At 61.7% G+C, this 12536-nt stretch carries 11 protein-coding genes; 2 read left to right on the forward strand and 9 right to left on the reverse strand.

The genetic code is table 11. The features are described from left to right. Window positions 1-113 precede the first annotated feature (113 nt). Together R3E82_10665 and R3E82_10670 are read right to left on the reverse strand one after the other, a co-directional pair. On the reverse strand, window positions 114-317 hold the full coding sequence (locus R3E82_10665) for a cold-shock protein (protein MEZ5551342.1): 204 nt from the start codon (window positions 315-317) through the stop codon (window positions 114-116). A 318-nt stretch (window positions 318-635) separates the two neighbouring features. Further along, entirely contained in the window at window positions 636-1742 is a 1107-nt protein-coding gene (locus tag R3E82_10670) for a glutathione S-transferase (protein ID MEZ5551343.1), read from the reverse strand. Between the two features lie 130 nt (window positions 1743-1872). Between R3E82_10670 and R3E82_10675 the strand changes: the two genes are divergently transcribed. Beyond that, on the forward strand, window positions 1873-3393 hold the full coding sequence (locus R3E82_10675; GenBank protein MEZ5551344.1) for an NAD(P)/FAD-dependent oxidoreductase: 1521 nt from the start codon (window positions 1873-1875) through the stop codon (window positions 3391-3393). A 274-nt stretch (window positions 3394-3667) separates the two neighbouring features. On the opposite strand, the gene R3E82_10680 is transcribed toward R3E82_10675, so the two are convergent. The 7 genes from R3E82_10680 to R3E82_10710 all read right to left on the reverse strand — a co-directional run bounded on the left by R3E82_10680 (window position 3668) and on the right by R3E82_10710 (window position 10328). Further along, window positions 3668-5284: a carboxylesterase family protein gene (locus tag R3E82_10680; GenBank protein MEZ5551345.1), complete on the reverse strand. Its 1617-nt coding sequence runs from the start codon at window positions 5282-5284 to the stop codon at window positions 3668-3670. 145 nt (window positions 5285-5429) lie between these two features. Beyond that, window positions 5430-6590, reverse strand: a complete 1161-nt coding sequence (locus R3E82_10685; GenBank protein ID MEZ5551346.1) for a patatin-like phospholipase family protein — start codon at window positions 6588-6590, stop codon at window positions 5430-5432. 127 nt (window positions 6591-6717) lie between these two features. Then, window positions 6718-7827: a bifunctional 23S rRNA (guanine(2069)-N(7))-methyltransferase RlmK/23S rRNA (guanine(2445)-N(2))-methyltransferase RlmL gene (rlmKL, locus tag R3E82_10690; protein ID MEZ5551347.1), complete on the reverse strand. Its 1110-nt coding sequence runs from the start codon at window positions 7825-7827 to the stop codon at window positions 6718-6720. Continuing rightward, a complete protein-coding gene (locus R3E82_10695; GenBank protein ID MEZ5551348.1) occupies window positions 7713-8471 on the reverse strand; it encodes an NUDIX hydrolase in 759 nt (252 codons plus the stop codon). Before R3E82_10695 ends, rlmKL begins: the two co-directional genes overlap by 115 nt. 101 nt (window positions 8472-8572) lie before the next feature. Then, window positions 8573-8836: a ribosomal protein L7/L12 gene (locus R3E82_10700; protein ID MEZ5551349.1), complete on the reverse strand. Its 264-nt coding sequence runs from the start codon at window positions 8834-8836 to the stop codon at window positions 8573-8575. A gap of 49 nt (window positions 8837-8885) precedes the next feature. Further along, window positions 8886-9632, reverse strand: coding sequence for a type I methionyl aminopeptidase (map, locus tag R3E82_10705; GenBank protein ID MEZ5551350.1), 747 nt, complete (start codon window positions 9630-9632; stop codon window positions 8886-8888). A 39-nt stretch (window positions 9633-9671) separates the two neighbouring features. After that, the gene (locus R3E82_10710; protein ID MEZ5551351.1) at window positions 9672-10328 is read right to left on the reverse strand and encodes a nitroreductase; all 657 of its coding nucleotides are present in this window, start codon (window positions 10326-10328) and stop codon (window positions 9672-9674) included. Between the two features lie 249 nt (window positions 10329-10577). Between R3E82_10710 and R3E82_10715 the strand changes: the two genes are divergently transcribed. Next, window positions 10578-12512 (forward strand): DEAD/DEAH box helicase, encoded by a 1935-nt coding sequence (locus R3E82_10715; GenBank protein MEZ5551352.1) that lies wholly within the window; start codon window positions 10578-10580, stop codon window positions 12510-12512. The last annotated feature ends 24 nt before the right edge of the window (window positions 12513-12536 follow it).

The following is a 12536-nucleotide window of genomic DNA, read 5'->3' on the forward strand; positions in this document are numbered from 1 at the left end:
AAACGTGTGTCTGTTCTTAGCCATCCGTCCCCATTGAGCAGATCCATGCTGCTGCTTCGTATTCTGAGAAACCGGAGAGACTTGCGTCTCCCCGGTTCGACAATCACCTGCCGCTATGCGGTTTTCAGGTTACCTGCCGCTGTCTTGCCCTTTTCAGTCACGACATCAAAGCTGATGCGCTGACCTTCTGCGAGACTTCCCAGTCCAGATTTTTCGACAGCACTGATGTGCACGAATACATCTTTGCTACCGTCTTCGGGCTGGATGAATCCAAATCCTTTGGTAGCGTTAAACCACTTAACAGTTCCAGTTGCCATATAGGCCTCCAGTAAAATTCCGCACGCAAATCGGGTGCGGCAAACGAACAATCTTAGTGTAGCGGGTGTCTTGGAACGTTTGCCCACAAGCTGGGCGAGAAGTGTTTAAGGCAGGCCGAACGCAGATCGCGCAAGCACGGTACGTGAGGGAGGGTGGAAAAGCAACCTTGTTCAAGCTTTCGTTTCAACTTCAGGGACATAGGTCATATTGAGACAGGTATCCCGGTCTGAGCCCCGGGGGGCATCCTCAGAACCCCCTATCGCCCGTTCCCAGGTACTCGGACCAGCCACAGGTGCAGCTGAAATCGAGCCAGACAGTCACGCAGCAACAACCAGTTCGAAGTTCTGTCGTGCAACACGGTGCTTCAGCTTCCTGTCCAGCAGATCCCTTCTGCCCGCCTGTGCCAGCAGGCTTCGCACCGCATCACGATCTGTTTCATCCAGTGCCTGAAAACAATCCAGCGGGCGTTGAAACATCCACTGGTCAAAGGGAAATATGCCCCGCTCACCCCGCACCGGGGTTCCATCTTCGGCCTGCAGGGTGAAAGCGTGCGTGCCGATCGCCCTGGGGGGTTTCTCTCCGGGATGCCCGTCGATCCAGTCTGCCAGAGCAGTGAGGGTCGAATCGATTACCGGGGCCTGCTCGCGAATCATGCGTTCGAATACGGGCATCAGTGTCGGCGGGATTCCGTCATCCGCCAGGAACTCCCCAGAGTTCGGATTGGGCGCCGTCATCCGTTCTACCCAGCCCACAACCGAAGGCGCCAGTTCCCGCATCAGCGCTCCGGAGGCCGGATCCCGAAACTGGTGGGCGTACAGCGGTCCGTAAAGGCTGAAGTCCCCGATCGATGGCCGGGAGCCGAAAAGGAATTCGTGCTTTGCGAAGTGCGCGTCGAGCTCCGCGAGGAGTCCCCGGTAGCTGTGCTCGATCGCCGGCGCTGTCTGCTCCGTCACACCCAGAATCGGCAGCGATCCCCGAAACGGCCGGCAGGAACGCTCACCCACCTCGCGCTGTCCAGCCTCATCCAGATCCGGGCGGGACAGACGGCCGAACTCCCGGATGATCCAGTCGGTATTGTGATTCCAGCGGTAGTGCATGGCCGGCAGCTTCAGCCACTCGTCTCCATAGACCTCCATGAGCAGAGCGAGCGTGCGTTGCCCGGGGCTTGCGGGAAACACCGGACATTCCGGAAATCTCTGTTCCAGAGCATCGATGATGTCACTCGTATCCTGCAGGGTCTCGCCTTCCGGTGTCACCACTACCGGGATCACCGGCCAGCCCACCCGGGGCACAATGATCTCCTTATACACTTCCCGGGTCGCCGGTCGCTCTTCGAAGGGTATGCCTTTGAACCGCAGATAGGCCCGCGCTTTGCCAGTGAAGTAGGAAATTTCGGCGCCGTACAGAAGGTAGGGGTGTGTCATAGCTTTAAGGGAGTCTCTGGTAAGATTGCTGCTTTTCGACGCCCCGAGCTTATTCGGGAAGCTCCGATCAGTCGATAGCTGAAGGAGATTCCCTGCATCCGGTCAGGGGCAGAATGTACGGAGCCAGGTTATGGATCATTTTGATGTCGTCATCGTCGGTGCGGGACTGTCCGGTATAGGTGCCGCCTATCACCTGCAGGACAAATGTCCGGACCGCAGCTACACCATCCTCGAAGGCCGTGAAGCCATCGGTGGTACCTGGGATCTGTTCCGCTATCCCGGCATCCGCTCCGACAGCGACATGCACACCCTCGGTTACAACTTCAAACCCTGGCGGGAAGCCAAGGCGATTGCCGACGGTCCGGCGATCCGGAAGTATGTGAACGAGACAGCGTCCGAGCACCGTATCAGGGATAACATCCGCTTCAGGCATCTGGTGCGTGCGGCAGCCTGGTCGAGTGAAGACGCGCGCTGGGTGGTGCAGGCCGAACGTGCAGATACCGGAGCCTCAGTGAACGTGAGCTGCAATTTCCTGTTCATGTGCGGCGGCTACTACAACTACGAAAAGGGCTTCACACCGGAGTTTCCGAACGCGGACAGCTTCAAAGGCACCGTGGTGCATCCGCAATTCTGGCCGGAAGATCTCGATTACGCCGGCAAGCGCGTGGCCGTGATCGGTTCCGGCGCAACTGCGATGACTCTGGTACCGGCAATGGCCGAGCGCGGCGCCAGGGTCACCATGGTGCAGCGTTCGCCCACCTACGTGGTTTCCCGTCCCGCACAGGATGCAATTGCCAACTCCCTGCGCAAATTCCTGCCCGAGAAAGTCGCCTATGCGATTACCCGCTTCAAGAACGTGACCCTCGGCCGCTTCATGTACAACCGCACCCGCACCCGACCGGAGAAGGTCAAAAAGATGCTGCTGGATATGGTGCGCAAGCAGCTCGGTGAGGACTATGTCGCCAGGCACTTCACCCCGAAGTACAACCCCTGGGACCAGCGTCTGTGTCTCATCCCTGACGATGATCTCTATAAGGCGATTCAATCCGGCAACGCCGAGGTCGTGACGGACACGATCGAGTCTTTCACCGAGAAGGGGCTGAGGCTGACCTCGGGTGAGGAAATCGAAGCCGACATCATCGTGACCGCCACGGGACTCGAGCTCTCGGTGCTTTCCGGAGTGAAGTTCAGCGTGGATGGTGCCAGGGTCAACTTCCCGGACACCTGGGCCTACAAAGGAATGATGTTCTCCGGCGTGCCTAACCTGATTCAGACCTTCGGCTACATCAATGCCTCCTGGACGCTGCGGGCGGACCTCATCGCCGAATACACCTGCCGGTTGCTCAATCGCATGAAGGAGCTCGGCATGCAGCAGGTCACCGCCCGGCTGCGGCCTGAAGACGCAGACATGCCGGCACGGCCCTGGATCGACGATTTCTCTGCCGGATACATGCAGCGCATGATGCATCTGTTTCCGAAGCAGGGTGATCGCGACCCGTGGCGCAATACCCAGAACTACGCGCTCGAAAAGAAAATTATCCGCAGCGCGCCACTGGAAGATGGCGCACTGGTCTTCAGCAATCCTGTCGGCGCTGTCGACGTACACACGCAGGAGCCTGCAACAGCACCGCGCGCAGCCTCGGCCGCCTGAATAACGCGGAGGCGATGTATGCTCCGCATCCGCTCAAGAGCGGGTCCCGGAGGATGCGTGCGCCACTGCACAGAACCCGGGAAAAAAGCCGTTGAGACCGGGCGCCTGCGGGTCTATATTGCGCCACGTGTCAGGCTGATAATAAAGGAGGTGATCAATGTCTAACCGTTTCGCTCGTGAGGGCGTTCAGTAAGACCTGCCTTCACAGGGCATACGGAGGGGCCGGTCACAGTACCGGCCCCACTTATTTACGGGTCTGAATTTTTCGCGCAGTTCAATCACCCAGCAGCGACAGATACGGCCCCCGGGGATGATCAATGAGCTTCGCCTCGGTATCGATCACCATCGTCGCCCGCTGTTCGGCCGTGTAGGGTTCCCACTTCGGCAGATTGGCGTTGTTCGGATCACCCGAACGCGCAAACGCAATCCAGGCTTCACTCATCATGTCGGCAATCCGCTGCTGCTCGTCACCCAGCCCGGACATGGACGCGGAATTGGCCACGTTGTCGAACACGAACCCGATCTCCAGCGCATGGGGTGAACGCCACTTGCCACCGTCCACGGGTGTATTCCAGTTGAACAGATAGGCGTACACGGGGGCACCGGCCTGCATCGCCTTGCGGTCGGCCAGCGTGACAGAACCACGCAGAAAACCGTTGTCAGTTGCCGCTGTGAAATAGAGTTCCGGTGCATCGATCGCCGGATCCAGAGCACGATATCCCGCGATAATCGCGTTCGCATCCACCCCGGGCTTGAGCGCGCCGATCGCTGCGGGCAGCGTGTCCCAGGTGAGTTCAAACAGCTCGGGACGGCGTGCACCCGCCAGCAGGGACATTTCCGTCCGGGTCGTGCCGATCAGCAGCGGCACAGACGCAGACTGGGGTGGCGCGTCCGGCTCGAAAGGCTCCCGGGTGAAATTGCGGCCGTCGTAGACAGGGCCGTTCCAGCTTGCATTACCCCCGGCCGCGACCACTGCTGCAGCAGCAGCCTCGATGCGTTCCGGCGCCATTGTGGTGATCTCGTCGATGGTGTCTGCGGTCAGACCGAGTTCTTCGACCAGCGTCCAGGCACCCGCCGCGGCGACATCCGGTGCGGGATTGGTGAGCCGGGGGCCACTCTGAATCACCGCACGGTGAAACAGCCCTTGCGCCGCGTCCATGGCCATCAGCACGCTGACTTTCGCACCGCCGCCGGACTCACCGAAGATCAGCACGTTGTCCGGATCTCCGCCGAATTCGGCGATGTTGTCCCGCACCCACTCGAGTGACTGGATCAGATCCAGGATGCCCGCGTTGCCCGAATCGGCGAATCGCTCGCCATAGCCGGCCAGATAGAGGTGGGCAAACATGTTGAGGCGATGATTCACGGTCACCACCACCACATCACCCCGGTTGGCGAGCCGGGTACCCTCGTAGGCGGTGCTGGAACCCGAACCCGATGAGAAACCCCCGCCGTGGAACCACACCATCACCGGGCGCTTGCCGCCATCGCGCAGCGCCGGGCTCCAGACATTGAGGAACAGGCAGTCTTCATCCAGCGCAGGGGTGGGAACCCGCGCCCAGGAGTCGAAAAGGCCACCACCACTGCCGGTGGGAATCTGCCGTGCCGAGTTGCCGTATTCCAGCGCATCGACCACTCCACTCCAGGGTTCGGGCAGCGCAGGTGCCGCGAAGCGGGTAGTTGCGGTATCGGCGCCGTAGCGGATGCCGAGGAAGACGTTCACGCCATCCTGTACCGCGCCGCGAACCTTGCCATGGATGGTCTGGGCGATCGGCGCAGCGGTCGCCTGGGAGGCTGTGGTGCTTTCAGCAGGTGCTGCAGGTGGCGGCGGTGCCTCTCCACAGCCGGTCAGAATCAATAGTGCACAGCTTGCGAGCAGGCGTGTGATCATGAGTTGTTCCCCTTTTTCCAGACAGTAGTCCCCTTGAGGACTGTACCGCAGACCAGAGGGCCGGGGAGGGAAAACTTCAACTTGTCTGAAAAGGGAGGCTTAAGGATTCGAGCCCTGCAAAACGGCGGCGCAGCGGAAATCTTCCTTACCAGACAGGGACAGCACAGGCATCGGCGAGCAGAAAAGCCTCTATTTCCTCTCCCCGCTTCGCTGCATCCTCTTCACCGAGTTCCATCAGCAGTGCCAGATACTCCGGTTCGAAATTGACCATGCTCAGGGCATCGGCGTTGCGGGCTGCGCCTCCGGACACACCCCGCTCGAAAAAACGAAAGGCTTTGGGCAGCCTGAACTCGTTGTCTGCTGCCAGACGGCCGATGTCCCGGCTCGGTCGCAGCACCATGACCTCCACCGGACGCATACCATTCCGTTGGCCGGGTTCCAGCGCGTGCAGCAGCCTGTTGATCCGGCTCATCTGCAGCGCATCGAAATCGAGCATGTCGAGAAACACCGCGTTGAGCATCACCCCGGCGACCTGGGCAGGAGACGGATAGGTGCCGATGGACATCGCGGCCTTCATGCTGGTACCGGCAAAAGGCCGGGATCGGGGCGATACCGCGAGTATCCGCGTGGCACCCAGATGCAGTGCCGGTGACAGCGGCGCAGTAAGCCGCACACCCCCATCGCCGTGCCAGCAGTTGCCGAGCTCCACCGCAGGAAAAAACAGCGGCAGCGCGGAAGAGGCCAGCACATGCTGCAGGGTCATATCCACATAGGCTGCCTGCTGCTGACCACGCTGCCAGAGGTCGTCGGTGGCGGACTCCACCCAGGCGGTGGAACGGCCACTGTCGTAGTTGGTGGTCATGATGGCGAGGGCTTCCAGCAGACCCTCGTCGATGTTCTCGCGGATTCCGAGAATGCGATCGCCGGCAAGGCTCAGATGTTCACGCAGAAACTGCTGCAGCGGCTCTGTGCTGACCATGCCGCGGAACTGGGAGCCTGCACGAAGACGACCCGCGCTGAACAGCGGCAGCGCGGCGCCGAGGATATGCGCCAGCAGGTAACGCAGTTCGGTGTGATAGACCCGTTCCGTATCGAGCCCCAGCCAGAGTTCGCGCAGCTTCTCGATGGCATTCTCGAATGAGCCCCGGAAGCTGGCGAGATGCACCGCATTGATCGCACCTGCAGAGACACCGGTGAGGATCTGCGGGCGGTAATCGGGCAGCGCCCGGGCGATGTAACGCAGGCAGCCCACCTGATAGGCCGCCCGGGCACCCCCTCCTGCAAGCAGTAATGCGTGGCGTTCCATCGCCGTCCCGGCTGTGAGTTCTCTCCTGAAGCCTAGCAGCGATTTCGGGGACTGCCTGACCCGGGTGCTGCCTGTCCGTCTCCACAGGCCTCCAGCGTCCGATCCGAGGGGTGCAGGCTGCCCTGGCTCAGTGGGTGAGCGACCAGCAGCGGTGGATGCGGGGGTTGCGCTCGAAATCGGGATCTATGGTCCGGGCACTGATTTCTTCACAGGACGCAAAGCCGGCCACGGCCGCTGCATCCAGTTCGAAACGGCGGAAGTTGTTCGAAAACAGCAGCAGGCCATCGGTGGCCAGGCGGGCCATGCACAGCTGCAGCAGGCGGACGTGTTCGCGCTGCACGTCGAAGTCATCCGCGCGTTTGGAGTTCGAGAAGGTCGGCGGATCGCAGAAGATCAGATCGAAGCTCTCCTTCGATTCGATCAGCCAGGACATCACATCCGCCTGCACCCGTGCATGTACCCCGGCACCTGACCCGGATTCCAGTCCGTTGCGGGCAAAATTGCGACCTGCCCAGGCCAGATAGGTGGCCGACAGATCCACGCTGGTGGTAGACACCGCCCCGCCCGCCGCAGCGTGCACACTGGCCGCTCCCGTGTAGCAGAAGAGATTGAGCATGCGCTTGTGTGCAGACTCCCGACCGATGCGCAGTCGCAACGGTCGATGATCGAGGAAGAGGCCGGTATCCAGATAATCAAAGAGGTTCACTTCGAGCAGCACGCCGCCTTCACGCACGGCAAAGAACTGTTCTTTTGCATCAAGCCGCCCGTACTTGCTGCCCCCCCTACCCCGGGCGCGGGTTTTCAGCGCTATCCGATCCTCGCCTGCTTCGAACACTTCTGCGACCGCAGACAGCAGCTCACCGAGGCGACGTTCGGTAGTTTCTTCCGGAATATTGGCGGGCGCCTGATACTCCTGAACGTGCAGATACAGGGATTGGGAGTCAGCGTCGGGTTCATAGCAGTCCACGGCGGCCGAATACTCGGGCAGGTCTGCATCATAGGCACGAAAACAGGTGACCCCGTTGCGGCGTCGCCAGTTGCGCAGGCGTTTGAGATTCTTGCGCAGACGGTTGGCGACCATCTGTGCTCCGGGAGTAAGTAGCGGCACGGTCGCGGTACTGCTCAGTAGCTGACCACCGAGTTTTCGAATACGAAACCACCCGGTGTCATCACCAGCCGGTGTCGCGCACCTTCGACATCCGCATTCCAGTCGGGATAGCCGGCATCGCCGTGCCACATGGCCACCCGCACGCCATCCTTGCGCTGCCCGATACGGGTCTCGTAGATCTTGCGTTCCGCTGTCCGCAGGCGCGCCAGGATCCGCGCGGTCGAATCGTAGAGGGACAGCTGATAGAGGGTGATCCAGGTCGGCGGCGCCAGATCGATTTCTCCCGCTGCATGACGCGCCAGCGCACGGGCAGGACTCAACCATTCGTGAGCCTGAATCTCTCCCCCATCAATCGTGACATCGTGGCTGTCGGCTTCGGCGGCGAAGAACCAGGTGGCGAAGCGCTTCGGTGTGCTCGGTGGCGGTGTCCAGTGGGAAAAACAGACGAACGTCTCCGGACTCGACTCGATACCGGCTTCTTCCAGGGTCTCCCTGGCGGCCGCATTGCGCGCTGCCACATCCAGATCGCCGTCTGCGGGGTGATCCTCGGGATCTATCCTGCCACCGGGAAATACCCACATGCCGCCAAACGCGATTTTCGAGGTCTTGTGGACCATGAGTACCTGGGGCCCGGGTGCATCCCGCAGCAGCACCACGGTCGCTGCCGGGATTGCCGGAGTGCCCTCCCCCGCGGCCTGTGGATCAGCTGCGTAGATGTCGTTGCGGTGCTTCGCCCCCGCCGCGTCAGGTTCACCGGGTTTTCGATTTTTCATGGCCAGAGGATACCCCAGGTGTGCGAACGGAAACGTCCGTCAGCGGCATCTTCCCCGATGTTTCCGGCAGGTGACCGCTCCGGCCGGTTGGGGTGCGCGTTTCAGCCATCGATGATGACGTACCAGGCGATCGCCGCCACACCACCGAGCAGCACGATCCACTGCAGCAGGCCACGCGCCCCCCGGGCACTGGCTGCCGCCAGCTGCTGGCGCAGCACGGGCGTCGCCTCGATGTAGGCTTCCACCACCTCTTTCGCCTCTTTGAGGCCGATCGCCTGCTGCTCACGCACGATCTTGATGGCTTCGATCTTACTGCCCGCCTTCAGTGCAGCGATGGCTTCTATCGGTAAGGTTGGCTGATCCATAAAGTGATCCCGCTATCTGGCAATTGCCTGCTTCACCCCGCGGCCTGCCTCAGGCAGCAGTCACAATGATCGGCGCGCCTCGGGTGATGATGACCGTGTGTTCATACTGGGCGGATAGATTGCCCGGCGCACCGATGAGCGTCCAGCCGTCTCCGGCTTCCCGTACCGCGGTACTGCGGGTAGACAGAAAGGGCTCGATGGCGATCACCATGCCCTCCTTGAGTACCCGTCGATCCCGGGCGTCGTGGAAGGCGAGAATGCTCTCCGGGTATTCGTGCAGGGAGCGACCAACGCCGTGCCCGGCGAGATTCTCGATGATCCTGAATCGATGACGCCGGGCGACCTGCTCCACGGCCGAACCGATGCCGTTGATCTTCGCTCCGGCCCGGGCCACCTTCACCGCGGCCTGCAGCGCCAGGCCGGTGGCGTGGCAGAGCCGCAGCTTCAGCGGTGAGGTCGGCGGCACCACCCGGGTACCTCCGGTGTCTGCAAAATAGCCCTCCAACTCTGCCGATACATCCACATTGACCACGTCTCCAGGCTGAATCACCCGGGGTCCGGGGATACCGTGGGCGGCTTCCTCGTTAATGCTGATGCAGGTGGCACCGGGAAAATCATAGGCGAGCCGGGGTGCCGAGCGGACACCTTCTTCCGCCAGCCACTCCGAGCCGAGATTATCCAGCTCGGCGGTGGTCATGCCGGGCTCGAGCGCCTCCAGCATGCGTTGCAGCACCCGGGAAACCGCGCCACCCACACGACGCAGGCACTGGACGTCCTGTTCGGATTCGATCGTCATCGGCCCGATCCTCCTTCGTTTCCAGCATCCGTCATGGCATCAACGCACAAATTTTGCCCAGACGTCCAGCGGCTCCCGATCGGAGACCAGCATGTTCACAGGGGCGTCCGGATCTCTGTAGCCGATGGCCATGCCACAGAAAATGGTCAGCTCTGCAGGGGCCTGCACAAATTCGGTCACCGTGTCCGGACGCGCCGACCAGGCTTCCTGGGCGCAGGTATCGAGTCCGGCTTCCCGGGCCAGCAGCATGAAGGTCTGCAGGAACATACCCAGATCCGACCACTGGGGTGGACCCATCTGCCGATCCACGAAACAGAAAATGGCCGCCGGGGCGCCGAAGAAATTGTAGTTCTCCATGAGACGCTTGAGCCGGGCACTCCGATCCTCCCGGGGAATGCCCAGCAGCGCGTACATGTCTTCTCCCACCTTGAAGCGCGAGCTGCGATAGGGCTCCTTGAGCCCTTCGGGATAGATCGGGTAGGCGCTGGTTTCGGGCGCCGTGCGGGTGGTCTGGAATTCACGGAAGCGCTGCATGGCGGGGCCGTTCACGACAAACACCCGCCAGGGCTGCACATTGCCCCCGCTTGGCGCCCGCGCTGACTTCTCCAGCAGCGTCCTGAGCAGCGCGTCATCCACAGGATCCGGGGTGAACGCCCGAATGGAGCGGCGGGTCATCACGGCATCGGTTACGTTCATCGGCACTTCCTTTAAAATCCGGCCTCGGCTCGAAAACCGGCGAGTATGCCACAGCAGAAATCATCGCCTGGCGCCAGCAGCGCCATCTTCTCCGGTGTGGAGGGGAGAAGCGCGCATCGGCGATCAGCCGGGATACTGTTATTGTGGTAGCCCTTGGGGATCTGTATGGTCCGCACCCCGGCCGACCTGCACCTTCAACCTGTACCTGAGAATCGGGTCAGATCGTCGGCCCGCTACCAGGATAAATCCATGTCCGATCCGGCCCCCGCCATCGCCAGTTTCCGTGAACTCAACCTCCCGGGGCCCCTGCTCAAAGCGCTCGAGGCGGTGGGCTATGAAACCCCTACACCCATCCAGGCCGAAGCGATCCCTCACCTGCTCACCGGCGCTGACCTGCTCGGCCATGCGCCCACAGGCACCGGCAAGACGGCCGCCTTCGCCCTGCCCCTGCTCGCCCGGATAGATACCGGCAACCGCCAGGTGCAGGTGATGACCCTTGCCCCGACCCGGGAACTCGCCATCCAGGTTGCCGAAGCCTTTCAGCGCTATGCGGCCCACCTTCCGGATTTCCATGTACTGCCCATCTATGGCGGCCAGGGCTACGACACCCAGCTGCGTCAGCTCAGGCGCGGTGTGCAGGTGGTTGTCGGCACACCGGGCCGGGTGATGGACCATATGCGTAAAGGCACCCTCAAGCTGGACGGACTCCAGACCCTGGTGCTCGATGAAGCCGATGAGATGCTGCGTATGGGCTTCATCGAGGAAGTCGAGTGGATCCTCGAGCAGGCGCCGAAGAACCGTCAGATGGTGCTGTTCTCTGCCACCATGCCCCGGGAGGTGGAGCGTATCGCCCGGCGCCACCTGAATCAGCCCCACGAAATCTCCATCCGCGCCCGCACCGCTACCGCCGAGACCATCCGGCAGCGTTACTGGCAGGTAAGCGGAGTTCACAAGCTCGATGCCCTTACCCGCATCCTCGAGGTTGAGCCCTTTGAGGCCATCCTGCTGTTCGTACGCACCAAGATCGCCACCATCGAACTTGCCGAAAGACTCGAAGCACGCGGCTACTCGGCGGCGGCATTGAACGGTGATATGGCCCAGAACCATCGCGAACAGATGGTGAACCGCTTCAAGAGCGGCAGCATCGACATTCTGGTGGCCACCGATGTTGCCGCCCGGGGGCTCGATGTCGACCGCATCAGCCACGTGATCAACTACGACATCCCCTACGACACCGAAGCCTACATACACCGTATCGGTCGCACCGGCCGCGCGGGCCGGCAGGGCGATGCCATTCTCTTTGTGGCGCCCAGAGAGCAGCGCATGCTCAAAGCCATCGAGCGGGCCACCCGACAGACCATCGAACGCTTTGAACTGCCGAGCACGGAGGCGGTGAACGAACGCCGTGTCGCCAACTTCAAACAGAAGATCACCGATGCGCTGGAAGGTGGCGATCTCTCCTTCATGCAGAGCGTGATCGAGACCTATCAGCAGGAAACCGAAGTCCCCCCGCTGCAGATTGCGGCGGCGCTGGCCCGGATGGCCCTGGGCGATCGACCCCTGCTGATGAAGCCCGGCCGGGAAAAACCACCGGTACGTGAACCCCGGGGAGACCTCTCAGCGTCGTCCGGACGCGGGCGCGGGGAGCGCCCCGACCGACCACCCCGCAGCGACAGGAAGCCCCGCAGGTCGCGCCAGAAAAACGAACCGATGGAGCGCTTCCGGCTCGAAGTCGGCCAGGATCATGGTGTGCAGCCCGGCAACATCGTGGGCGCCATCGCCAACGAAGCAGGCATCGATGCCAGCCATATCGGTCACATCGAAATTTTCGCCGAACACAGTGTGGTGGAATTGCCGACGGGCATGCCACGCAATATCTTCGCCGACCTGCGCAAGGCCTGGGTGGTCGGCAGGCAGCTCAATCTCTCCCGCCTCGATGCACCCGCTACACCGGCCGCAGCCGCACCAGGCTACGAACCCCGAAAAAATCAGGCACCGGACCGCCGACCACCAGCGACAGCCGGCGAATCAGGAAAAACCGGAAAGTCACCTTCAACCACCGCGGTCTCCGGTAAGCCGAAGAAACTGAATAACAAGAAAAACAAAGATAAGAAACCGAACAAAGACAAGGGCAAGAAGCGTCTGAAGAAGACCGGCAGCAAGCGCAAGGTCAGCAAAGAATGAGCGCCGACTGAAAGAGAGCAGCGC

It is taken from the genome of Pseudomonadales bacterium (genome assembly GCA_041395945.1).
Classification (GTDB): Bacteria; Pseudomonadota; Gammaproteobacteria; order Pseudomonadales; family Azotimanducaceae; genus SZUA-309.